General features: G+C 67.0%; 19 protein-coding genes and 1 pseudogene. 4 read left to right on the plus strand and 16 right to left on the minus strand.

Going from position 1 to position 22,984, the window contains the following annotated elements:
* The 16 genes and pseudogenes from K7W03_RS21500 to K7W03_RS21575 all read right to left on the minus strand — a co-directional run.
* A pseudogene (locus K7W03_RS21500) lies at positions 1-280 on the minus strand (hypothetical protein); the annotation flags it as partial.
* A gap of 29 nt (positions 281-309) precedes the next feature.
* Positions 310-1,062 (minus strand): class I SAM-dependent methyltransferase, encoded by a 753-nt coding sequence (locus tag K7W03_RS21505; RefSeq protein ID WP_222887273.1) that lies wholly within the window; start codon positions 1,060-1,062, stop codon positions 310-312.
* 110 nt (positions 1,063-1,172) lie between these two features.
* Positions 1,173-2,318, minus strand: coding sequence for a glycosyltransferase family 2 protein (locus K7W03_RS21510; RefSeq protein ID WP_222887274.1), 1,146 nt, complete (start codon positions 2,316-2,318; stop codon positions 1,173-1,175).
* Between the two features lie 3 nt (positions 2,319-2,321).
* Positions 2,322-3,611, minus strand: coding sequence for a sugar transferase (locus tag K7W03_RS21515; RefSeq protein WP_226870382.1), 1,290 nt, complete (start codon positions 3,609-3,611; stop codon positions 2,322-2,324).
* A gap of 219 nt (positions 3,612-3,830) precedes the next feature.
* Entirely contained in the window at positions 3,831-5,726 is a 1,896-nt protein-coding gene (locus K7W03_RS21520) for an XrtA/PEP-CTERM system amidotransferase (protein WP_222887275.1), read from the minus strand.
* A 10-nt stretch (positions 5,727-5,736) separates the two neighbouring features.
* The gene (gene xrtA / locus K7W03_RS21525; RefSeq protein ID WP_222887276.1) at positions 5,737-7,257 is read right to left on the minus strand and encodes an exosortase A; all 1,521 of its coding nucleotides are present in this window, start codon (positions 7,255-7,257) and stop codon (positions 5,737-5,739) included.
* Positions 7,257-8,486, minus strand: a complete 1,230-nt coding sequence (locus tag K7W03_RS21530; protein ID WP_222887277.1) for a TIGR03087 family PEP-CTERM/XrtA system glycosyltransferase — start codon at positions 8,484-8,486, stop codon at positions 7,257-7,259. Before K7W03_RS21530 ends, xrtA begins: the two co-directional genes overlap by 1 nt.
* On the minus strand, positions 8,483-9,544 hold the full coding sequence (locus tag K7W03_RS21535; protein ID WP_222887278.1) for a FemAB family XrtA/PEP-CTERM system-associated protein: 1,062 nt from the start codon (positions 9,542-9,544) through the stop codon (positions 8,483-8,485). Before K7W03_RS21535 ends, K7W03_RS21530 begins: the two co-directional genes overlap by 4 nt.
* The gene (locus K7W03_RS21540) at positions 9,541-10,386 is read right to left on the minus strand and encodes an XrtA system polysaccharide deacetylase (protein ID WP_048575352.1); all 846 of its coding nucleotides are present in this window, start codon (positions 10,384-10,386) and stop codon (positions 9,541-9,543) included. Before K7W03_RS21540 ends, K7W03_RS21535 begins: the two co-directional genes overlap by 4 nt.
* A gap of 7 nt (positions 10,387-10,393) precedes the next feature.
* Complete coding sequence (locus K7W03_RS21545; RefSeq protein WP_222887279.1) at positions 10,394-11,629, minus strand: XrtA/PEP-CTERM system-associated ATPase; 1,236 nt, start codon at positions 11,627-11,629, stop codon at positions 10,394-10,396.
* 30 nt (positions 11,630-11,659) lie between these two features.
* The gene (locus K7W03_RS21550; RefSeq protein ID WP_222887280.1) at positions 11,660-13,246 is read right to left on the minus strand and encodes a hypothetical protein; all 1,587 of its coding nucleotides are present in this window, start codon (positions 13,244-13,246) and stop codon (positions 11,660-11,662) included.
* Positions 13,246-14,193: a P-loop NTPase gene (locus K7W03_RS21555; RefSeq protein ID WP_222887281.1), complete on the minus strand. Its 948-nt coding sequence runs from the start codon at positions 14,191-14,193 to the stop codon at positions 13,246-13,248. The genes K7W03_RS21550 and K7W03_RS21555 overlap by 1 nt, the downstream gene beginning before the upstream one ends.
* A 13-nt stretch (positions 14,194-14,206) precedes the next feature.
* Positions 14,207-15,718, minus strand: a complete 1,512-nt coding sequence (locus K7W03_RS21560; protein ID WP_025549647.1) for an XrtA system polysaccharide chain length determinant — start codon at positions 15,716-15,718, stop codon at positions 14,207-14,209.
* A gap of 1 nt (position 15,719) precedes the next feature.
* On the minus strand, positions 15,720-16,364 hold the full coding sequence (locus tag K7W03_RS21565; RefSeq protein ID WP_044661858.1) for an XrtA/PEP-CTERM system exopolysaccharide export protein: 645 nt from the start codon (positions 16,362-16,364) through the stop codon (positions 15,720-15,722).
* Between the two features lie 146 nt (positions 16,365-16,510).
* Positions 16,511-17,743 (minus strand): pyridoxal-dependent decarboxylase, exosortase A system-associated, encoded by a 1,233-nt coding sequence (locus tag K7W03_RS21570; protein WP_222887282.1) that lies wholly within the window; start codon positions 17,741-17,743, stop codon positions 16,511-16,513.
* A complete protein-coding gene (locus tag K7W03_RS21575; protein WP_226870380.1) occupies positions 17,740-19,290 on the minus strand; it encodes an acyl-CoA ligase (AMP-forming), exosortase A system-associated in 1,551 nt (516 codons plus the stop codon). The genes K7W03_RS21570 and K7W03_RS21575 overlap by 4 nt, the downstream gene beginning before the upstream one ends.
* A gap of 49 nt (positions 19,291-19,339) precedes the next feature.
* Here K7W03_RS21575 and K7W03_RS21580 point away from each other — a divergent pair, with 49 nt between their 5' ends.
* The 4 genes from K7W03_RS21580 (at position 19,340) to K7W03_RS21595 (ending at position 22,902) form a co-directional block, all read left to right on the plus strand.
* On the plus strand, positions 19,340-20,347 hold the full coding sequence (locus K7W03_RS21580; protein WP_061936224.1) for a GNAT family N-acetyltransferase: 1,008 nt from the start codon (positions 19,340-19,342) through the stop codon (positions 20,345-20,347).
* 28 nt (positions 20,348-20,375) lie between these two features.
* Positions 20,376-20,666 carry an acyl carrier protein gene (locus tag K7W03_RS21585; protein ID WP_025549642.1) on the plus strand — a complete coding sequence of 97 codons (291 nt, stop codon included), beginning with the start codon at positions 20,376-20,378 and terminating at the stop codon, positions 20,664-20,666.
* A gap of 276 nt (positions 20,667-20,942) precedes the next feature.
* A complete protein-coding gene (gene lgt / locus K7W03_RS21590; RefSeq protein WP_173664357.1) occupies positions 20,943-21,845 on the plus strand; it encodes a prolipoprotein diacylglyceryl transferase in 903 nt (300 codons plus the stop codon).
* The gene (locus tag K7W03_RS21595; protein WP_222887283.1) at positions 21,835-22,902 is read left to right on the plus strand and encodes a class I SAM-dependent methyltransferase; all 1,068 of its coding nucleotides are present in this window, start codon (positions 21,835-21,837) and stop codon (positions 22,900-22,902) included. Before lgt ends, K7W03_RS21595 begins: the two co-directional genes overlap by 11 nt.
* The last annotated feature ends 82 nt before the right edge of the window (positions 22,903-22,984 follow it).

The raw sequence follows: 22,984 nt of genomic DNA on the forward strand, positions 1-22,984 counted from the left end.
GGCCCGGTCTTGAATTCCCCGGCCCCAAATTCGCCGGCCCCAGATTCCCCGACCCCACATTCCCCAACCAATGCCGCCGCAGCCGCGCATAGACGATACTCGTCAGGCCGAACTCGGCGGAGATGGTGAAATTGCCGAACGCCACCAGCAGCAGGAAGGACTGGAACTCGCGCAGCGGCAGGGCGCGCACGAACACATAGGTGACGGCAAAGCCCCAGATCAGGGTCAGCCCGACATTGGCGAGCTTGATCAGGGCAAGGATGCGCGCCGACCCCTCCATCCGGGCAAGCGCGCTGCCGGGCGGCATGCTCACCGGGCGCCGGTCGCGAGCGGCTTGCGCGCGCGGAACAGCCTGTCGTCCAGCGCAAAATAATGCCGGGTATCGGCGTCGATGGCGCTGGCGTCGATCTCCTCCAGATCGAAGCCGGCGGCCCGGATGCGGTCGGCAAAATCCGGGCCATATTGGCGCACATGGTCCCATTGGCCGAAACGCCGTTCACGTTCGCGCGGAGGCATGTCGAAGCTGCCATCCTCGGTCGGTCTGTCCCATAACGGGACGATCAGCCAGGCTTCGCCGCCGGGCTTGAGCGCGCGATGGATGTTGCGCAGCACGGCATGATCGTCCGGCACATGCTCCATCACATGGCTGGCATAGAAAAGGTCGTAGCGGTCGCTGGCATCGAGCGCCATCAGGTCGACGCGCCGCATGTTCGGCACATGGTAGCGGCCGGGATCGAGATCGGCGGGGGTATAGTCGGCGGCGGTGGAGAAGCGGCGCACCAGGCTGCCTTCATTGGGCGCCATGTGCAGCACCGCGCCCTGTTCCGGCACGGTCAGCACATGGCCCGCGATCAGATGGTTCATCAACCGTTCGCGCGGGGAAGCGCCGCAGTTCGGACAGCCCCATTCGGCATTGTCGCCATAGCGGAAAAACCCCACCACCGCCTGCCCACAGGCCGGGCAGGCCCGGTTCGCCCGCGCGCCCATGGCCTTGTGCACGGCCAGCATTGTCCGGGTCAGATGCTTGCCGGCGGCTTTCGCCACCCGCTGGAAAGTGATCACGCCTTGGCTCCAAAAAGCAGTTGGCACCGGCCTATACAATATGCCGCCGCTTTGGCGAGCGATTCCGTTGTGCGTGGCCCATCAGGCCCGACATCCCGCAAAGGCGGGAATCAGCGCGACTTGGCGGGGTTCCAGATAGTCACGGTTCGTCCCGTCATCGCCTTGGCCACGCCCTGCAAGGTCGCGAAATAGGCGAGCACGATGTCCACCGCCGCCGCGAAGGGTCCGCCCCTGGACCGCAGCCCGCGCCACAGGATGAATACCCCAGTCAGCCCGCCAACCATGTAGAGCATCGGGGAAATCCGCATCGCCAGCGTCCCCGCCGCGACGATCCCCGTCAGTATGAAGAGACCGCCGAACCATCGCACGATCTTGCGCGAGGCATATTTGAACCTGTCGACCCCGCGCATCCGTCGCAATTGGGGCCGCAAATGGCTGTGCGTATGCCAGGCGCGGGCGGCGATGCGCACCTTGCGCCGATATTCGTCGCCACGCGCCGCCACCAGCCGCTCCCGGGCGATCACGTCCTTCGCCTTCACCAGCCGCTTGCCGGCGAAGACCACCGCCATCGACACCGTCAGATCGTCCAGCACGCTGTCGGGAAAGTCGGGATAGAGCGCCCGCCGGATGGAGAAGATCGACCCGTCTGCCCCCAGCACATTGCCGGTGCGCGATTCCTCGTCCTTCAACCGTTCCTCGATCCGCCAGTAGAGCGACCCGACCGAGGCTGTGGCGCTTTCCCCGTCGCCCATATAATGCAGGGCCCCCAGCACGCCCCCGATGTCCGGATCGGCATAGCGCGCCAGCAGATTGTCGATGGCGTCGGGGTCCAGCATCACATTGGCGTCGGTGAAGATCAGCACATCGCCCTGCGCCCGCGCCGCCAGCAGCTTCATGCCATGCGCCTTGCCGCTGCGCCCCGGCCCGCGCAGCAGCGTCACCAGATCGCCCCGCGCTTCGATCAGCGCCGCCGTCTCGTCCGACGAGCCGTCGTCGAAGGCCAGTATTTCCAGCGCCGGATGGCGCGCCTTCAACATCGCCAGATTGGCTAGTTTTTCCGGCATCGCCGCTGCCTCATTATAAGCGCAGAAGAGCAGCGATGCGGATGGCGGCGGCCCAGCGGCCGGCTGCTCCGCCTTTGTCGGCAGCAGGCGCAGGATCAGGGGGTAGAAGAGAAACGGCCAAGCCACCGCCACCAACGAGAGCAGCAGCGCCAGGGCCGCGATCAGGTCGATGCTGTCCGTCAACCGGCCCATCCCTCAATAGGCCTTGTGGTGCACCAGCACGCCGATGGTCGCGACGATGATGCGCAGGTCGCGCCAGATCGACCATTTGGTGACATATTCCAGGTCCGACTGGAGCCGGTCGATCAGGTCCTGATGATGGTCGGTCGATCCGCGATGGCCGCGCACCTGCGCCAGTCCGGTCATGCCCGGCTTGATGCAATGCCGCTCCCAATAGCGCTCGTCCACCTCCCAATAGAGGCGGTCGCCGGCCTTCGCGGCGGCCGCATGGGGGCGCGGGCCGACGATGCTCATGTCGCCGCGCAGCACGTTGAACAGTTGCGGCAGCTCATCGATGCTGGTCTTGCGCAGGAAACGGCCCACAGCCGTCACCCGATCGTCATCGCGCGCCGTCAGCTTGTCGGCCTTCCGGTCGCTCGCCTCCGTCCGCATGGAGCGGAATTTATAGATGTTGAACGGCCGCGCGTCGCGGCCGATGCGCGGCTGGCGGAAGATGATCGGGCCGGGACTGGTCAGCTTCACCGCTAGCGCCGCCGCGATCAGCACCGGGGAAAGCGCGATGGTGGCCGCCGTCGCGACGACGATGTCGAAGAATCGCTTGATCAGGCGGTCGCGGAACTGGAACGGCCCGCCCGCGACGATGATCGTCGGCTGACCGTCGAACTCGTCCACCCGCGCCGGGGCGAAGCGCAGCAGTTCCGGCACGACGATCTCGCCCCGCGCCGACAGGGACTTGAGCGCCACCGACCAGTCGTCCATCCGCTCCATCGGGCAGGCGACGATCACCCGTTCCGCCATGCCCACGGCGGCGGCGAGCCGCGCCGCCATGTCCGCGTCATGCCCCTTGGGCTGCAGGCCGGCTGCCCCAGCCTCGATCACATGCATGTGCGGGCCGGTGTCGATGGTCACGCCGTCCATGATGACCACGGTCAGATGCGGCACCTCGCCCAGCAGATGCGCGCCGAGCCGCCCGATGGCGAGTCGGACGGCCGCCACGCCAACTGCCGAAATGCCCAGGCCGACGATGAAGGTCAGACGCGAAAGCTGTTCCGCGATCTTCCCCAGATAGACGATCAGCAGCATCAGCATCGCCGCCTGCGCCAGCGCCATCAACCCCCGGAAAATGCCGCGCCGCAGATCCTCCAGCATATGGATGCCATAGGCGCCGCCCTGCACGCCGAGCAGCACGTAAAGCGGCGCGATCATCGCGAACATGACGATGCCGTGCGGCTTGCCCGGTTCGCCCAGCCATGCGCCCAGCACTAGATAATTGGCGAGCAGAAAGGACAGGAAAAGCCCCGCCATGTCCCCCAGCAGACACAGCAGGTACAGGCGCACCCGCAATATTTCCTTGGAGACTGTCACTTATGGACCCTGATCAGCTTGGCGTGTCCGCTCCGTTGGCACTGGTCGGAGCAGCTTTCAAGAGTTTGAATGGAGATCAACAGGTTCCTGCAAAGGCAGGAACCCGGCTCTGACCTCGCGATCGGGCTCCTGCCTTCGCAGGGGCGTGCATCGTCCGGATCAAAGCGCAAACAACCTTCCCAAAGCCTTGTCGAGCATCAGCAACTGCCACAGCAGCCGCCCATGATCGGCCAGCCCGGCCTTGTGATCCGCCGCGATCTTGCCGAACATCTTCGCGTCGAACCAGCCGGTCTTCGCCAATGCAGATCCTCCGGCGATCGCTGTCGCCTCCCCGGCCAAGGGTCCACGGAACCAGGCGCTGATCGGGGTCACGAAGCCCATTTTCGGGCGGTAGAGTATGTCCTGCGGCAGGAAAGGCTCCATCGCCTTCTTCATCAGATATTTGCCGCTGTTCCCGCGAATCCGTTGCGCCACGGGGAGCCGCGCGGCGAACTCGACCAGCCGGTGGTCAAGCAGGGGTTCCCGCGCCTCCAGGCTGACGGCCATGCTCATACGGTCGGTCTTGGTCAGGATGTCGCCCGGCAGCCATATGCGAATGTCGGCATATTGCGCCCGGTCCAGCGGATCGCGCGCGGGCGCCTCCGCCATGGTCCTGATATAGCGATCTTCCGCCCGATAGGCGCCGAGCCGGGTCTTCATGTCCTGGCTGAACATCCGCTGCCGCAGCGCATGGGGCGTCACGCCGACCGATGCGGCATAGGCTTCCCCGCCCTCCCCCGCCAGTTCGAGCAGGGTCGATTTCGCGCGCAGGGGCCGGGGCGCCCAGTCGGCCTTGGGATACCAGCGGCCCAAAGTCCCGAACAGCGGTTGCCGCACCGAAGCCGGGATCAGCGAGCGCAGCCTTTCGCCCTGCATCTGGAACCGATGCCGCCGATAGCCGGCAAAGGCCTCGTCCGCGCCGTCTCCGGAGAGCGCGACCGTCACCTGCTCCCGCGCCAGTTCGCACACCCGGTAGGTCGGCAGCGCGGAAGCATCGGCAAAGGGTTCGTCGAAATGGAGCGCCAGCGTGTCGATCAGCCCATAATCATCGGGCGATACGATGCGGGTGCGATGGTCGGTGGCGAAGCGCCGCGCCACCCTGTCGGCATAGGCGGTCTCGTCCAGTTCCCTGACGTCGAAGCCGATGGTGCAGGTCTTGACCGCCTGTTTCGACGCCTCCGCCATCAGCGCGACGACGCTGCTGCTGTCCACTCCACCCGACAGGAAGGCGCCCAGAGGCACGTCCGCCACCATCCGGGATCGGACCGCCTGTCGCATCAGCGCGACCAGTTCCTCCTCCAGCGCCTCCGGCTTCGCCCTGCTGCGGTCGGCGAAGCTGACGTCCCAATAGCGCTGCGGCTGCGGCAGGGGCCGCCCGCGCACGATGCGCAGCGTCTCGCCCGCGCCCAGCTTGCGCACGCCCGCGACCAGGCAGGCGTCGTCGGGCACATAGCCGTAAGCGAGATAATCCTCGACCGCCGACAGGTCCGGCGCACGCCGCAAAAGGGGATGGGCGAGCAGGCTCTTCAGTTCCGAACCGAAGATCAGGCTGCCGTCGGACAGCAGCGCATAATGGAGCGGCTTCACCCCCAGCCGGTCGCGCACCAGCCAGAGCGCCTGCGCCCGCGCGTCGAACAGGGCGAAGGCGAACATGCCGTTGAACTTCTCTACGCAGGCCTCGCCCCATTGGCGATAGCCGTGCAGGATGACCTCCGTATCGCTATGCGTGCGGAAGACGTGGCCCTTGGCCTCCAGTTCCGTGCGGACTTCCCGAAAATTATAGATTTCGCCGTTGAAGACGACGGCCAGGCTGTCATCCTCCGTCAGCATGGGCTGCGCGCCGCTGCCCAGATCGATGATCGAGAGGCGCAGATGGCCCAGCCCGACGCCGGGCGCGGTCCAGATGCCGCTGTCGTCCGGCCCGCGCCACGGCATGGCGTCCAGCATCAGCCCGACCCGCGCCGGATCGACCGGCTTGGCCGTTTCAAGGTGGAAAATGCCCGCAATTCCGCACATTCGAAGGGTCTTAGCGGGTTCGGAGGCTGCGGTCAGCCAAATCCTTCACATCCCCCAGATCATGGAGGAAGGCGGCGATGGCGGCGTCCGAAGGGCGGCCTGCCCGTTCCTCTGCCGAAACCATGATGGCGGCGGCGCGCTGGTCAGTGCCCAACAGGCGCGCCTTCATCGTCTCCAGCTTGACGAGATGGGCGCTGCCGGTGGGCTGGCCCTTGCCGACGGCATAGAAGCTGACGACATGGCGCACGAGGCGGCCCGGGCCGGTGATCTGCTCGCCGCGCGCATTTTCGGGCGCGGCGGCGGGCTGCGACCAGGTCCATCCGCTGTCGGTGCCCGCCGCGCCCTGACCGAAGCCGACCAGTTCGCGCCCCTCATCCTGCCGGTCGAAGGTCGCAATGGCGAGGTCGACCACCTGTCCCTCCGCATTGCGGTATCTCGCCATGGCCAGATAATCGGCGCCGTCGAAGCGCGGCCGCCAGAGCGGGAGCGGCGGTTCGTCGCTTCGGACCCAGCCCTCGACCTCCGGCATGGCGGGTGCGCCGGGCAGAGGCTGGCCCACCGCGGCGCTCGCCGCCAGCCACAGGGGCGCGGCTACGATCATCGCCAGCGCGCCGCCCGCGACGGCGCCCGGCGAAGAATGGCCTTCATGGCGCAGATGTTCGGGATCGAACCAGGGATCGCCGGGCTGCCGGTCGAAAAAGGGCCAGGCCATCGCCATCACCACGATCATGATGACGGCGAAGAACAGCCAGCCATAGACCACATGATCGAAGCCCGCCGCCGCATCGATGGTGGTCACTTCCGCGACGAAGATGGTGGCGAAGGCGCGCACGCCGTTCGCCAATATCGACAGGGAAAGCGCGCCGATCATGAAGGCGACCCGCCGTTTCCAGCTGGTGAAGCAGACATTGCAGACGAGCAGGCCATAGGCCGTCATGGCGATCACGAACTTCGCGCCGGAACAGGCCTCCGCCACCTCGAAATAGCCATTGGGCGTGGTGATGAAGATGCCCTGCATCTGCGCGGGAATGCCGGTCAGGCCGAGCAGGATCATGCTGATATGCGCCGTCACCAGTTGCAGGGGCGCGACGATCTCCTCCCCGAAGGGCACCATGAAGAAGGCGTAGAACAGCGGAAAGAGCAGCGCCCGCGCCACGGCCGGTCCCAGCAGCGCGATGACGGAACCCTGCAACATCAGGATCAGCGCGCCGTGCCGCAGCACGGCCACGCCCGCCGCCGCGCCCAGCATCCAGGCGAAAGCGCCCAGCCCCAGCCAGACAAGCCCCGGCGCCCAGGCGCATGGCTCCAGCCGGCGCAGGCCGGGCAAACGCTGCTGCACCAGCCATGCGACAAGAAACGGCACGAACAGACAATGGCCATAGGTCGAGGCGTTCCACCAGATCGCCATCATGCCCAGCAGGTCGCGGTGGAACAGCGCCAGGATCGTGCCGGCGATGATGGCGAACGCCGTCAGATGACCGCGCCAGCCGGACAGCTTCACCTCCGGCCGCATGGGAAGCGCGCCTTCCATCACGCGGCCCTCATGTCGGCGGCGGCCGGCGATCCGAACAGCATGTCCGGCAGCTTCGCCAGCGTCGCGGACCAGCGGTAGCGCTCCTCCATCCGGGATCGCGCCGCATGGCCAAGGCGCGCGGCGCGGGTTGGATCGGCGAGCAGCGCAAGAAGCGTCTCCGCCTCCTGCCCCGGGTCGGCGGCGATCAGCAGGTGCTCGCCATCGTGGGCGTCGATCCCTTCGGCGGCCTGGGGGGAGGCGACGACGGGCCGCGCCATGGCCATCGCCTCCAGCACCTTGTTCTGGATACCCCGCGCGATCCGCAGCGGCGCCACCACCACGTCCGCCGCCGCCAGCCAGCCGCGGACATCGGGCACGGCGCCGGTCACGATCACGCCGGGCAAAGCCGCCAGCGCCTGCACCGATTTCGTGGGATTGCGGCCGACAATGGCGAAAAGCGCCTGCGGACAGCGGGCACGGATCGCGGGCAGGGTTTCGCGGGCAAAGCTCTCCACCGCCTCGACATTGGGGCGATAGTCCATCTGGCCGGTGAAGACGAGCAGTCGCCCGTCCGGCCGATCCACGGCGGGGAAATCCGCCGAGGGATCGAAAAAGTCCAGCGCGACGCCATTGTCGATGCCAACGATTCTATCGGGGCCGAGCCCGCTTTCGCGCCGGAACAGCGCGGCCTCCGCCTCGCTCACAAAGGCGCAGAGGTCGGCCCGTTCAGCCACCTTCCGCTCGAAGTCCAGCAGCATGCGCCCTTCGCGCCGGTTGATCCAGGCCATGGGGCCGGAGCCCTGCGCGCCATAAGCGGCATATTTGGCCGAATCGAAATCCACGAAATCCATGACGAAGCGCACCCCGTCCGGCAGCATGGGCACGAAATGCGCCATCTGCGCCGAATAGGTGACGACCGCCGCGATGGGCCGTTCCGCCAGCGTCTTCGCGACCCAGCGATGCAGATCGGGATGATCGAACAGCGACACCAGCAAGGGCTGCCCCTTCGCCAGTCCTTTGAGGCCCGCCATGATGCGCGAGCGGTCGCGCATCAGCACGCACTGGCTGGCGGTCAGCTTCGCCATGTCGGGGGCAAAGCCCATGTCCCGCGCATCGTCGGCAAAGCAGCCGACATGGACGGGCGCGACCTCCGCCATCCGCTCCAGCAGATGATAGGACCGGATCTTGTCGCCCCGATCCGGCGGAAAGGGGATGCGATGGCAGAGAAAGAGGATGTCCCCCCTCACCCCAGCCCCCGCGCGATGAGCGGTCCGATGAGGTTCGCAACCGGCAGGGGCAGCTTCTTCCAGAGGTCGATCCGCCGCTGATAGTGCGGGCTGTTGGGATCGATGTCCCGCCGCTCGCCCGTGGCCGACCAGCTATGATAGGAAAGCGGCACGGGGTCGAAGCCGAAGCTCTTCTTCCACGCCGCCTGTCCGCTGCCTGTCTTGGAACGGCCGAAGTCGAAGACGCGCATGCCCCGCGCCCGGCCATGACCCATCAGCCGGAAATACATGAGTTCGTTCGACCGCAGCCGCCGCGCATCCGCAATGCCGCCGCCCCAGAAGGGCATGACCCGCCCCTGATGATAGAGGGTCAGCACCGCCGAAACCGGCCGTTCCCCCTCATAGACCGCCAATATGTCCGCATCCTCCGCAAAGGCCGCCAGCACTTCGCGGAACAGCCGTGCCGGGAAGACCGGCGTGCCGAGATTGCGCACGCTTTCCGAATAGACGCGGTAATGCGCCTGTCGATGCCGCGCTTCCCGCCCGATCTCGACGCGCAGCGCGTCATTGGCCAGCGCCTTGCGCAGCTCCGCCCGGTGCTTGCGCGGCACGGCGAGCAGTTCCGCCTCATCATCCGCCGCAATAGGGCGCGCAAAGCCCAGATGACTGCCCTCATGCAGCGCCCAGCCCTTGCCCGGCGCCGGACCGCCGCGGATTTCGACCGAGGCGATGCGGCCGTCCCGCGCCATGCCCTCGCAGGCTGCGGCCAGAGCAGGCACCGCCGCCGGATCGCTGGCGAGAATGCCGCCGTCGACGGCGAAGCCCGACGACACCAGAGCCTGCCCGAACAGGGCGCTTTTCACATGATGCAGCGGCAGCAGCCCGGCCATCTCCCCCGAAGGCGCCACGGCGGCCAGCATGTGCGCCCGATTGCCGGTCCCTCGCTCCACGCCCGTCAACCAGGCCGGCCGGTGGAAGGGCGTCCCCGCCGGATGCGCCATCACGAATTTATCCGCCGCGCTCCGCTGCGCCGGATCGTCGAGGTCCAGCGCGGTGACGAGCATTTCCCCCGCCATCATGCCGCCCGCTCCGCTTCCTGCGCCGCCAGCGCATCCACGCGGGTCCATGAAAAGTCCCGCGTCAGACGACGCAGCTTGGCCGCCATGACCGACAGATTGCTGTAATGCCGAACCCGTGAGCGCAACGGCGCGCCTTCGACGCGCGGCTGGCCGGGGTCGATCTCCCACGGATGGAAATAGATGATCGCCGGCCGCCCATCCCGCTGGTTCACCTGCCGGATCGCCCAGCGCGAAAAACCATAGGGCAGCAGCCGGAAGAAGCCGCCGCCGCCTGCCGCCAGCGTTCGCCCCGCGAACCTTGCGGTGGTCACGGGCAGTTCGACCAGCGGCGATCCCTTGACCGGCCGCCAGGCGAAGCGCGGCGTTTCGGGCCAGCCATAATGATCGTGCCGGATCGGCGCGACGCTGCTGGAATAGGCATAGCCTTCCTCCGCCAGCACTTCATGCGCCCAGGGATTGCGCCGGTCGATGGAAAAGCTGGGCGCGCGATAGCCCGTCACCGCCTGGCCGGTCGCATCCTCCAGGATCGCCCGCGACCGGCGCAGGTCGGCGCGGAACTGCGCCCCGTCGAAGGTGAAGACCCGCTTATGGTCGTAGCCATGGCTGGCGACCTCATGCCCCGCCGCGACGATGCGCCGCATCAGCGCCGGATAGCGCTCCGCCACCCAGCCAAGCGTGAAGAAGGTCGCGCTGACCCCCGCCTCCTCGAACAGCGCCAGCACCGCATCGGTGTTGCGCTCGACGCGATGGGTCAGGCCCGCCCAATCCTCGCGCCGGATCGTGCGCTCGAAAGCGCCGACCTGGAACCAGTCCTCGACATCGACGGATAGGGCGTTCAGCATGGGTCCGTCAGGCGGCGGCGCTTTGCTGCGTTTCGCCCAGCCTTTCCTCGCGCTCGACCCATTCGACCAGCAGCGTCAGCACCCGTCGCAGCGCCGTGTCCTGCTCCGTCACGCGGAACTCCAGCGTGGAAAGCCGTTCCTCGACAAGCGCGAAGCAGTCCTTCAGCGCTTCGGGATCGACGCTCGGCGCGCTGCGGACAAAGTCGTTCTCGGCCCGAAGTGTGTCGATCTCCGCCCGCAGGGAAGCGATCTCATCGAGCAGGTCCGTGGCCGGCCCGGGGCTGGCGGCCCGCAGCGCCTCCACCTCGGCGCGCAAGGACGCAACCTCGTCGGAAACCGCGGGGTCGGCCGCGAACGGCACGGCAGCAGGCATGTCCACCAGTTCCCCGGCATCGTCCAGCACGCTGTGCGCCATCGGTTCCGGCGTTACGTCCGCGTCCGCGCCCATGTCGTTCACCACCGCATAGACCACTTCGGCATCGATCACCGAAAGCTGGTCGAGCGCACCCAGCAGCAGCACGCGGCTGACCAGCACGTTGATCCGGCGCGGCACGCCGCCGGTCGCGGCATAGATGGCGGCGAAAGCCTCCGGCGTGAATTGCGGATCGCCCTGCCATCCGGCCAGCGACAGGCGGTGCAGTATATAGGGTTCGACCTCCCGCCGCATCATCGGTTCCAGATGATGGGTGGCGATCACCCGCTGGCGAAGCTGCTCCAGTTCCGGCGATTTCAGCAGGTCGCGAAATTCCGGCTGGCCCAGCAGGAATATCTGCAACAGCGACTGCCCGCCCAACTGGAAGTTGGACAGCATCCGCAATTCCTCGATCGCGGAAATGGGCAGGTTCTGCGCCTCGTCCACGATCAGCAGCGACCGCTTGCCCGCTCGCGCCTGCGCATGGAGCCAGCCCTCGATCTGCTTCAGTATCTGCGCCTTGGGCATGCCGTCGACGCCCAGGCCGAAGCTCTGCGCGGCAAGGCGCAGCATGTCGTCGCCCTCCACCTGGGTCGAGACGATCTTCACGGCCGTCAGGCGCGACGGGTCGATGGTGTTCATGAGGTGCCCGACCAGCGTCGTCTTGCCCGCGCCGATGTCGCCGGTGATGACGATGAAGCCTTCTCCCTGCGCAAGGCCATAGCCCAGATAGGACAGCGCCTTGCGATGGGTCGCGCTCTCGAAATAGAAATGCGGGTCCGGCGTCAGCTGGAACGGGCGTCCCTGCAATCCGTAGAACTGGTCGTACATGACTATCTCTCCACCCGACGGGGCATTGGCTTAAAATGTATAGCGAAGGCCAAGCTGGCCCATGGCGTTGATGACGGCGTCCAGATTGTCCGCCTTGGCACTGTCGACGCCGACCGAGGCGGACGCCTGCAGATTGCGCGTGACGAGCCGGTAATAGCTGGCGAAGGCGCCCAGGTTCAGCACGTCCAGCCGGTTGCCGCTGGCGTCGAAATAATTGGCATAGACGGCCGTATCGATGCTCGACTGGCTGTCGACGCGATAGGTGAGCGAGGCGTTGCCGTACCAGTTCTGGTCCCGCGTGCCGCGCACCAGCACCGTCTCACCCGAAGGCGTCACGAACTTGCGCTGCGAATAGCCAAGGCCGACACCCATGCCCCAGGGCCCGCGCTCCGCCGCGAACTGGGCCGCCACGCCGCGATAGCGGAAATTCGCCCCCGTGACCCCGGCCAGCGCATCGTTGAAGCACTGCCCGCCCCCGCTGGTGGAGAAGGCGCAGCCGGTGAAATCGCCGGTGAAGGGATTGCGCACGACATTGAGGTCGCTGCCCGAAAGCGCCGCCACATCGGAAGTGATGACGCGCCCGAAGCTGTCGATGCCGTCGAACACGACCAGGGCGAACGACTTGTCCCGGCCCTGCCAGATGAAGCTGCCCGAATAGGTCATGCCGCCATAGCGTTCGCCCACCCGCGCGGTCAGCGAGGTGCGGTGGCTCGGCCGCCAGAGCACGCCGACATCCCAGATGATGTCGTCGAAATCATAGATGAGCTGGCGAGGCGAACTGTCGTCGGTGACGTAGCGGCCGCTGGAGGAGATTACCGGCACGCCATTGCCGTCGAGCAAGGGCGAACGCTGACTGATCTCGATCTTCTCATAACCGATGCCGCCGATCAGGGCGAGCGTGGGGGATACCGGCAGGGTGGCGTCGAGCCGCGCCCATTTGTCCTCGAACCGCTGGTCGAGCTGGCTTGCATCCTCCCGGCTGTAGCCTGCGCTGGCGACGAGGCCCAGCGGCATCCACACCCCCGGCCCGACGCCGACGGAACCCATCAGGTCATGGGTGGTCGATTCCGCGAAACCATTGCCCAGAGGCGCACCGGGGAAATCGACATTCACGTCATCCTCGACCCGCGCATAGCCGAGCCGGTAGGAGGCGCTGATGTCCAGATCGCCCAGCCGCGTGACATAGGACGGGCCGACATAGCCTGCATAGACCTGGCTGCTATAGCCGTCATTGCGCACCGACGCGCCCGAGAACCCGTCCGTGCGGACCCGCGTCGCCAGGCCGCCTGCATTCAGCGACAGCCCGCGCGCGAGGCCATATTGGCCGCTGACGATCCCGCTGATGATGTCCTGATCGCTGAGGTCATCGCCCCAGCCGAAGCTATGTGCATATTGCAGGTCCGTAGCGGCTTCCAGCCGCCGCGTCTGCACGCTGGCGGTCACGCCCGCGGTGACGTTGGTATAGGTCAGAACGTCGCCGCCGCCCTGGATCGGCGCGACCACGACCTGGTCGATGCCGAGATAGGGCGTGACGTCGACCTTGCGCTGCTCGTCCCGCGCAAGGGCGGGCGAGGCCAGGGCGATCCCCGCGAGAAGAAGGGCTAGGCGAGAGATCATCAGCCCGCATGCTCCCCATCATGGCCATGCGCATAATAGCTGCCGAAACGCCGTCCGCCGCTGGCGAAGTTCACACCGTTCAGGAGCAGCTTCACCTTGGACGCGCCCTTGAGCAGTCCGGCCGCATCGCGCAGCGCGCCTTCCGTCGTCCTGTCCGCCCGCACCACCAGCAGCGCGACGGCGGCGTGGCCGGCCAGCACAGCCGCAGGAGAAGCGGCCAGCAGGGGCGGCGAATCGAACAGGACGATGCGGTCGGGCCGTCCCTCGGTCAGGCGGCCCAGCAGCATTTCTGTCCGCGCGGAGGCCAGATATTCGGTGTCGTTGTTGCTCCGCTGTCCGGCCGGGAGCACGGAGAGAGAGGGAATATCGGTGCGCAGCACGCAATCCTCGATGGCAATCGCCGGATCGGCCAGCGCGTCCATCAGGCCCGGCCCTGCGGTCAGCCCCAGCGCCTGCGGGATGCCGGGCTTGCCGAAATCGGCGTCGACCAGCAGGATTTCGCGATCCTTCTCCGCCGCCAGGCTGAGCGCCAGGTTGATCGCGCAGAAGCTCTTGCCCTCCCCGCTATGGGCGGAGCAGACCAGCACCCGGTTGCCCCGCGCATTGCCCGCCAGTTCGGCCAGCAGGTCGCGCTTGAGCAACCGGAACTCCTCGCTCATCGCGGTGACGGGGCCGTCGGGCAGCAGATAGCCCGCCTCGACCAGCGCGATGCGGTCGATCGGCTGTACCGGCCCGGTCCAGTCCGGCGCGCGATAGCCGGGGACCGGCGTTTCGGGGACCGGCGTTTCGACGGCGGCGGGCGCGGGTTGCGCGGCCTCCACCACGGGTTCGCCCGCCGGAACTTCGACCGCGGGCGCCGCGCGCCCGCGCAGGGCCGCGCTGAAATCGTAGATTTCGGTCGCCCGCTCGATCAGCGATCCGCCGGAAAGGGACTTGTGCCTGTTCATATCCGGTCCCTCCTCAAGCCAGCCCGCGCTGGACGAATTCAATGACGATCAGCAGCAGGCACAGCGCCGCAAGGCCGCCGCTGGCGCCTGCAAACCACTTCATCCGCTGCCTCTCCATCGCCTGCTGCGCCGCGCTGACGGTCTGGCTGATCGATCCGATCACGGAGACGCCCAGCGCCTTTTCCAGCCGCGCCGCATTGGGAAAGCCACCCTTGAGCTGCGCCACGGCAAAGGCCGTGCCGATGCCCGCGCCCAGGCCCAGGATCAGCACGCCCAGCAGCAGCAGCGGCCGGTTCGGCGCGGCCGGAGCGGTCGGCAGGCTGGGCGGATTGATGACGCGGAACTGGACCGATCCGGTTTCCGACTTCACATCGCCGCGCAGACGGATTTCCTCGCGGTCCGCCAGCATCTTGTCATATTGGGTCTTGAGCACCTGATAGTCGCGGTCGAGCCGTTCCTGCTCGGCGGCGAGGCCGGGTTCATCCGTCTGGCGCGAAGCCATGGCGTTCAGGTCCGCCTGCAACTGCGCCTTGCGGGCGGAAAGCCCCTGCACCGTGGCGGCGCGTTCCGCCTGCATCGACCTGATCGAAAGATAGGCGGGATTGGGCGTGCTGCCCGCGCTGCCGCCGCCCTGCCCGCGCAGCAGGTCCACCTGCCGCTGCGCCGCGATCACGTCGGGATGGCTGCTGGTGAAGCCCCGCGCCCGCATCGACGCAAGGTCCGCCTGCGCCTGGGCCAGCGCCGAAGGCCCGCCCGAAGCGCCGACGCCCGGCAAGGTCTGCGGCGTGCCCGCCAACTGGCCGTTCATCGCCGCCAGCGCGCTTTGCGCCTGCACGAGTTGCGAATCGATGCTGTTGATCTCCGACCGGGCGGCGTCCATGCGCTGGCCGATCGATCCGGCGCCCGGCAGCATGCCCGCATAGCGCTGCTCGAACTCGACGCGGCGCTGTTCGGCGGCAGCAAGCTGTTTGCCCCGCGCCGCCAGTTGCTGGTCGAGGAAGGCAAGGCTCTGCCGCGTCTCCACCTTGTCGGAGGACAGGTTGGTTTCCTGGAAGATGTCGACCAGCTTCTGCACGATCTGTTGCGAAATGCGCGCATTGGCGCCGTCCGACAGTCCGGAATCGGCCCATGTGGCGCTGATGTCGATCATGCTGGGGTCAAGCTGCGCCATCACGGTGATGGTCTCGCGCAATCCGGTGATCTTCGCCGCCAGGTCGCGCGGCCCGTCGACCGTCCGGTTGAGATCGGTCTCCTTCACCACCCGTTCCAGGTTGGCCGTGCTGGCCAGGGTCTGGCGCACCCTGTCGAGGTCCTGTTGCGCCTGGACCTGGGTGATGCCCACCTTGTCCTCCAGCAGCGACTGGGTGTTCACATAGACCCGCGCCTTGGATTCATAGCTGTTGGGGATGAGCGCCACGCCCAGCCAGCCAGCCAGGCACACGCCCCAGGCCACGCCCAGCGCCAGCCAGCGGCGGAGCCAGAGGCCATGCAGGATGACCAGCAGTTCGTCGACCAGCGCCGCCATGTCAGAACATGCTTTCGGGAATGATGATGACGTCGCCGGGCGCCAGCATGACGTTCGCCTTGCTGTCGCCGCGCTTCAGCAGGTCGCCGAGGCGGACCTGATATTCCTGCTGCTTGCCGGTTTCCTTGTTGAAGCGGACCAGCTTCGCCCTGTTGCCCGCCGCATATTCGGAAAGGCCGCCGACCGAGATCATCGCGTCGAGCAGCGTCATATTGGCGCGATAGGGGATGGAGGCGGGCTTTTCGGTCGCGCCGACGATCCGCACCTGCTGGCTGAAGGTGCCGGAGAAATTGTTGACGATCACCGACACCAGCGGATTTTCGATATATTTGCCCAGCGCCACCTTCAGGTCGTCGGCCAGTTGCCGGGGCGTCTTGCCGACCGCCGGCATGTCGGAAATGAGCGGCGTGGTGATGCGCCCGTCGGGCCGCACCTGCACCTTCGCGCCGAGATCGGGATTGCGCCAGACGAAGATGGTGAGATCGTCGAGCGGCCCGATCACATATTCCTCGCCCGGCCCCTCCTGCGTCGAAACGAAGGACGCCGGCGGCAGATTGGGCGCGCCCCCGCCCGAAGCGCAGCCCGAAAGAGCCAGAGCCGGCAGGGACATGCCGATCAACGCACGGGAAAGTGACAGGAAACGCATAGATTCACCCCTTTTCGCGGCCGCGCCGACAGCCGCCAAAGGGAGGCGCCGGCAACCGTCAAGCACTCAGCTTCGACGGCCTTCTTGCCCCGAAAGGGTAAAAATAGCGTTAGGAGTTAAGTTATTGGCAAATCAGTTGATTAAAATCAGCCGATCAGCAGTTCCCGAGGCGCCGGATGACCGAGAAAAGCCGCCGGGCTGGCCGAGGCGCCATAGGCCCCCGCCAGGAAGATCGCGATCAGGTCGCCCTCCTCCACCGGCGGCAACGCGACCTTGTCTCCCAGCCTGTCGATGGGGGTGCAGAGGCAGCCCACGACCGTTACGGCCTCCGCCGCGGGCGCTTCCCCGAAGCGATTGGCGACGGCGATGGGATAGTTGCGGCGCACCACCGTGCCGAAATTGCCGCTCGCCGCGAGCTGGTGATGCAGCCCGCCATCGACGACGACGAAGGTTTCGCCCTGGCTCTTCTTCACATCGACGATGCGGGTGAGGTAAACGCCCGCCTCCCCCACCAGCCAGCGGCCCAGTTCCATGGCGAAGGCGCTGTCCTGCAATATGTCCGCCCGCCCGTCGATCAGCCGGCCCAGCGCGTCCCCGATGGGCCGGATGTCCAGCCGTTCGTCGCCGGGAAAATAGGGAATGCCGAAGCCGCCGCCCAGATTGACCAGCGGGGGCACCGCGCCGATGCTGTCGGACAGGCGGGTGGCGAGATCGATGGTCGCCGCCTGCGTTTCGATCAGCGCCTGCGCCCCCAGCGCCTGGCTGCCGGCGAAGATATGCCAGCCGCGCCATTGCCCCCCCGCATCGATCACCCAGCGCGCCAGCGCCGCCGCACGCTCCGCGTCCACGCCGAAGGGCTTGGCGCCGCCGCCCATGCGCATGCCGGACCCCTTCAGGTCGAAATCCGGGTTCACCCGCACCGCCAGCTTCGGCGTCCTGCCCCGCCGCTCCGCAAGGGCGATGGCCCGCCGCGCCTCCCCCTCCGACTCAAGGTTGATCGTCGCGCCGCTGTCTATGGCGACGATCAGTTCATCGTCGCGCTTTCCCGGCCCGGCGAAGCTGATATGGGCAGCGTCCATCCCCGCCTCCAGCGCCCGGGCCAGTTCCCCGCCCGACGCCACGTCGAAGCCGTCCACCAGCTTCGCCATGCGCTCCAGCAAGGGCGCATGGGGATTGGCCTTCACCGCATAATGGAGCGACAGCGTAGGGGGCATGGCGTCGCGGAAGGCCCGCACCTGCCCCTCGACCATGCCCATGTCATAGACGAACAGCGGCGTGTCGCCGGCCTCCTCCACCAGGCTCGCCGCGCCGCAGCCGCCGATCAGCAACATGCCCTCCTCCCCGGTGAAGAAGGGCGGGATCGGTCCCATCGGCTTCATGCCGCGAATTCCTTCGCCAGCGCCACGCGGTCGATCTTGCCATTAGGATTGCGGGGAAATTCGGAAAGCATGACGATCTCGCGCGGTTGCATGAAATTGGGAAGCTCCTGCCGAAGCCGTGCCTCCACCTGCGCCTTTAGCTCCGGCGAAGCGCCGCGCAACAGCAACAGCACCGCCTGCCCCAGACGATCGTCCCGGACGCCCAGCGCAACCGCTTCGGCAACGCCCTCCACCGCGACGGCCGCTTCCTCGACCTCCGTGGGACTGATGCGGTTGCCGGCGGACTTGATCATGGCGTCATCGCGTCCGACAAAATAAAGCAGTCCCTGCGCATCCCGGCGCACGGTATCGCCCGACCACACCGCCATGCCGCCATAGCGGGAGGCGACGGGCGCCGGTTTGAACCGTTCCGCCGTGCGCGCCGGATCGCGCCAATAGCCCTGCGCCACCAGCGGCCCGCAATGCACCAGTTCACCCGGCTCATCGTCGCCCGCAATCGAACCGTCCGGGCGAACGACCAGTATCTCCGCATGGGGAATGGCCGATCCCATGCTGTCGGGGCGGCTTTCCACCAGCGCGGGCGGCAAATAGGTCGAGCGGAACGCCTCGGTCAGTCCATACATGGGGTAGAGGTCCACGCGCGGAAACAGCGCCCGCAACTTCGCCACCAGGGGCCGCGTCAGCGCGCCGCCGCTATTGGTGAGCCGCCTGAGCTTCGCCGCCACATCGGCGGGCCAGTCCAGTTCGGTCAACTGCACCCAGAGCGGCGGCACCCCCGCGAGGGTGGTGATGTCCCACCGATCCACCGCCTTCACCACGTCGCGCGGCGTCAGATAATCGAGCGGACAGGCGCATCCGCCGGCGAACCAGGTGGAAAACAGCTGATTCTGCCCGTAATCGAAGCTGAAGGGGAGCACGCAAAGCGTCCGGTCGTCCGCCGTCAGCTTCAGATATTCCGCCACCGACACCGCGCCCAGCCAGAGATTGGCGTGGCTCAGCATCACGCCCTTGGGCCGCCCGGTCGATCCGCTGGTGTAGAGGATTGCGGCCAGTTCGTCGGGCGCGGCATGGGACGGGGCCAGCGCCTCCCCGCCGCTCATCGCGCAGGCCGCATCATCCTCCCGGTGCAGGTCGCATCGCCCCGGCACGTCGCCCGGCGTCAGGGTCGCCAGACGGCTGGCCGTCCCGATCAGCAGCGACGCGCCGCTGTCCGCCAATATGTGCGCGACCTGGGCATGTTTGAGCAGCGGATTGACCGGCACATGGACCAGCCCGGCGCGGGGCGCGGCGAGCGGCATCAGGGCCGCGACCGGGCCCTTTGCGACCCAGCTTGCGACTCGCGCGCCCTTGTCCAGCCCGAATCGGGCAAGCCATGCCGCCAGCCGCCCCAATGTCGCTTCCAGCTCCGCATAGCTTTGCGTGCCCGAGCGCCCGTCCAGCGCGGGCCGTTCCGCGTCGCCGCGCAGCAGCAGATGGTCGATCGGCCGCACCTGCGCGCCGTCGATCATGGGGGCCGCCATGGGCGCGGGGGAATCGCTTAACTCCATCTCCAGACTTTTTTCCTAAAGGCGATGCTGTCGACGGGGAGATAATGGTTTGCTGGTCGCAAGGGAATATCGCAGCGTCGCCCAAGCGCGTCAGGTGCTGGGTTCAGCGCTCGACCGCGCCGGCACGCCGTCGCTGTTCGACCGCATCGACTGGTTCGAATCGCTCCATGCGCATTGCTTTTCCACGACGGACGTCCGCATCTTCCAGGCGTTGGAGGGGGAGTGTCAGGCATGGCTTTTCCTGCTTTCGTCCGGAGCGGGACGGCTGGGCGCGCTCGCCAACTGGTACAGCTTCGATTGGGGGCCGGTCTTCCTTGGCCCTTCGGACGAGACCGTCCGTCGTCGCCTGATCGAAGTCATCGCCCAGTCTCTGTTGACGGACAGCGCCCAGATCGACCTCTATCCGGTCACGGCCGCGTCGGACATGCTGCTCGACGCCTTTCGCCGTGCAGGCTGGTTCAGCGTCCGGCGGCCGATGGGGGGGCGGCATATGCTGCACCTGAATGGGCGGACTTTCGAGCAATATTGGGCGCAACGGCCCGGCCGCCTGCGTACGCTGATCGCGCGCAAGAACCGCGCGAGCCGCTTCACCCTCAGCATCGCGGACCGGCTGACCGAGGCGCTGTGGCGCGACTATGCCGCCGTGCAGGAACGAAGCTGGAAGAAGCCGGAGGCCGATCTCGGCTTTCTCCATGCGCTGGCCCAGCGGGAAAGCGCCGCCGGGACGCTCCGGCTGGGCTTTGCGCGGCTGGAGGAGCAGCCAGTGGCGACCCAGCTGTGGACGGTGGAGAACGGCACCGCCCTCATTCACAAGCTGGCCCATGATCAGGCGTTCGACGGCGCCTCCCCCGGCAGCCTGCTCAGCCATGCGATGTTCGCGCACGCCATCGATCGCGATCATGTCGCGACGATCGATTATGGAACGGGCGACAATGGCTACAAGACCGACTGGATGGAGGAACGGGAAACGCTCTACCGGCTGGATTTCTTCAACCCCCGACGCGCTTCGGTCTGGCTGCCCGCCGCGCGTGCGGCCATTTCGGCGCTTGTAGGTTAGCGGCGGAACGACTAGGTAGGCGCCCATCATGCGGGCGGACAATGCACAACCGGTCGACCGGGCAATGGATATTGAAACGATGATGCGCGCCTTGCTGCGCGATGTGCTGGCCCTGTCGCAGGACCGGGTGGACGCCTTCGATGCGGATACGCCGCTGTTCGGCGCGCTGCCGGAACTGGACTCCATGGCCGTTGCGGGCCTGCTCACCGAGATGGAGGACCGCTTCGGCATCCTGATCGAGGACGAGGATATAGACGGCGATACGTTCGAGACGTTCGGCTCGCTCGTCGCCTTTGCGCGGGCGAAGATCGGGGGCTGAATTTCGGTTTGCCGTTTGTGGAAACAGGTTTCCCGGCGCTGGCGGATTTCGAAGGGGTGAGGACGGTCGGATGGCGGGGATGCCCGATCCCTCGTTGGGGAAGGCAGGATTGCAAGGTCGGTCCTGACGCATGCAAAGCCCCCTGTCTGGTCGAGTGGCGCCCTTTCCGTCTCAAGGCCGCCGCAACTTGCCACCACCATGGCCGGGAACGTCGTTCGGACTTCATGAACCGGCCCCGTCAACTTCCTCCCTTTCCTCCGTCCCCCACCTTGCTCTATGGCGGGGGCCGAATTTCCCAAGGGGAACGCCAACTTGATCCTTGACCTTGCCGCCGCCGCTTCGGGGGCCATCCGCTTCGACCAGCTCGGCCTTAGCCCTGTCGCGCTCGACCTCGGCTTCTTCACGCTGAAATGGTACAGCCTCGCCTATCTGGCGGGTATATTGATCGGCTACTGGTATCTGCTGAAGCTGATCGCCCAGCCCGGTTCGCCCATGGCGCGCCGCCATGCCGACGACATGATCTTCTATGCGACGCTGGGCATCATCATCGGCGGGCGGCTGGCCTATGTCTTCTTCTACCAGCCCGAAATCCTCCGCCATCCGCTGGACATCTTCAAGCTGTGGAACGGCGGCATGTCCTTCCATGGCGGGGCCATCGGCGTGTCGCTCGGCATCCTCTACATGGCGCGCAAGGAGAAGCTCAGTTGGCTGCGCATCCATGATTTCGTGGCCTGCTGCGTGCCCTTCGGCCTGTTCTTCGGCCGCCTCGCCAATTTCGTGAACGGGGAGCTGTGGGGGAAGGAAACCGACGTGCCCTGGGCGATTATCTTCCCGACCGGCGGCGCCTTCCCCCGCCATCCGAGCCAGCTTTACGAGGCTTTCCTGGAAGGCATAGTGCTGTTCCTGATCCTCGCCTTCGCCTTCTGGAAGACCCGCGCCCGCTACAAGCCCGGCATGCTGGTGGGCATCTTCCTGCTTGGCTATGGCATCTTCCGCTTCGGCGTCGAATATTTCCGCGAGGCCGACGCGCAGCTCATGGAATTCGCCGCGCGCACCGGCCTGCACATGGGCCAGTGGCTGTGCGTGCCGATGATCCTGGGCGGCCTGTACCTGATCTTCACCGCCAGGAGCCGCCGCGTGCGCGTGGAACCGGTCGCGGGCAGCGCGAGTGTCAGCTGAACCCAGCCTGTCGGAACGCCTGGCGCGCCAGATCGCGTCGGGCGGGCCGATCTCCATCGCCCATTATATGGCGGAGGCTAACCAGCATTATTACGGCACTCGCGACCCGCTGGGCGCCGCCGGCGACTTCACCACCGCGCCGGAGATCAGCCAGATGTTCGGGGAACTGGTCGGACTGTGCCTGGCGGACGTCTGGATGCGGTCGGGCAGCCGGCCGGAGATCGGCTATGTCGAACTAGGCCCCGGGCGCGGCACGCTCGCTTCCGATGCCCTCCGGGCCATGGCCGGCCTGTCGCTCGTCCCACGGGTGCATTTCGTGGAGACCAGCCCAAGCCTGCGGGAGCGGCAAAGGACGATCATCCCCAACATCTTCCATCACGACACTGTCTCCAGCCTGCCCGAACAGGGGCCGCTGCTGGTCGTCGCCAACGAATTTTTCGACGCGCTGCCCGTGCGCCAGATCGTGCGCAGCGGAAAGGAATGGCGCGAACGGGTGGTGATCTGCCCCGATCCGGGCCAACCCGATCGTTTCGCGCCCATGGCTGGCTATCGCCGCGTCGAGTCGGGCATCCCCGCCCTCGCCGCCGAAGCGCCGGAAGGCGCGATATTGGAAACGCCGCTGGCCGGGGCCGCGGTCGCGCTGGAACTCGCGCACAGGATCGCCCGGCAGGGCGGCGCCGCGATCATCGTCGACTATGGCTATGAGGGGCCGGCCTTGGGGGACACGTTGCAGGCGGTGCGAGCGCACCGCTTCGCCGACCCCTTTCTGGAGCCGGGCGAAAGCGACCTCACCACCCATGTCGACTTCACCATGATCGGCAATATGGCGCGGCAGGCGGGGCTTCGGGTGATGGGGCCGGTCGGTCAGGGCGCCTTCCTGCGCCGGCTGGGCATCGACGCCCGCGCCGATCAGCTCGCCCGCACGACGCCGGCCCGCGCCGAGGAGGTGGAGGCAGCCCGCCTGCGCCTGACCGCCGGGGATGCCATGGGGACGCTGTTCAAGGCGATGGCCTGGGTGCACCCGGATTGGGCGGAACCGGCGGGTTTTGAGGGCTAGAGTATCCGTGATGATCAAGCTGGAGATTGCGTCCAGCATCGATCGGCTTTGAGCATGGCGTTCGCGGTGACGACGAGCTTTC

This window comes from Sphingobium sp. PNB (genome assembly GCF_019873065.1).
GTDB classification, from domain to species: domain Bacteria; phylum Pseudomonadota; class Alphaproteobacteria; order Sphingomonadales; family Sphingomonadaceae; genus Sphingobium; species Sphingobium fuliginis.

Bases quoted from the DNA above. Each gene is read 5' to 3' on its own strand.
- K7W03_RS21510 (WP_222887274.1), bottom strand. From the start codon at position 2,318: ATGGGCCGGTTGACGGACAGCATCGACCTGATCGCGGCCCTGGCGCTG.
- K7W03_RS21515 (WP_226870382.1), bottom strand. From the start codon at position 3,611: ATGGCGGGGCTTTTCCTGTCCTTTCTGCTCGCCAATTATCTAGTGCTG.
- K7W03_RS21520 (WP_222887275.1), bottom strand. From the start codon at position 5,726: ATGTGCGGAATTGCGGGCATTTTCCACCTTGAAACGGCCAAGCCGGTC.
- xrtA (WP_222887276.1), bottom strand. From the start codon at position 7,257: ATGGAAGGCGCGCTTCCCATGCGGCCGGAGGTGAAGCTGTCCGGCTGG.
- K7W03_RS21535 (WP_222887278.1), bottom strand. From the start codon at position 9,544: ATGATGGCGGGGGAAATGCTCGTCACCGCGCTGGACCTCGACGATCCG.
- K7W03_RS21540 (WP_048575352.1), bottom strand. From the start codon at position 10,386: ATGCTGAACGCCCTATCCGTCGATGTCGAGGACTGGTTCCAGGTCGGC.
- K7W03_RS21545 (WP_222887279.1), bottom strand. From the start codon at position 11,629: ATGTACGACCAGTTCTACGGATTGCAGGGACGCCCGTTCCAGCTGACG.
- K7W03_RS21550 (WP_222887280.1), bottom strand. From the start codon at position 13,246: ATGATCTCTCGCCTAGCCCTTCTTCTCGCGGGGATCGCCCTGGCCTCG.
- K7W03_RS21555 (WP_222887281.1), bottom strand. From the start codon at position 14,193: ATGAACAGGCACAAGTCCCTTTCCGGCGGATCGCTGATCGAGCGGGCG.
- K7W03_RS21560 (WP_025549647.1), bottom strand. From the start codon at position 15,718: ATGGCGGCGCTGGTCGACGAACTGCTGGTCATCCTGCATGGCCTCTGG.
- K7W03_RS21565 (WP_044661858.1), bottom strand. From the start codon at position 16,364: ATGCGTTTCCTGTCACTTTCCCGTGCGTTGATCGGCATGTCCCTGCCG.
- K7W03_RS21570 (WP_222887282.1), bottom strand. From the start codon at position 17,743: ATGAAGCCGATGGGACCGATCCCGCCCTTCTTCACCGGGGAGGAGGGC.
- K7W03_RS21575 (WP_226870380.1), bottom strand. From the start codon at position 19,290: ATGGAGTTAAGCGATTCCCCCGCGCCCATGGCGGCCCCCATGATCGAC.
- K7W03_RS21585 (WP_025549642.1), top strand. From the start codon at position 20,376: ATGCGGGCGGACAATGCACAACCGGTCGACCGGGCAATGGATATTGAA.
- lgt (WP_173664357.1), top strand. From the start codon at position 20,943: ATGGCGGGGGCCGAATTTCCCAAGGGGAACGCCAACTTGATCCTTGAC.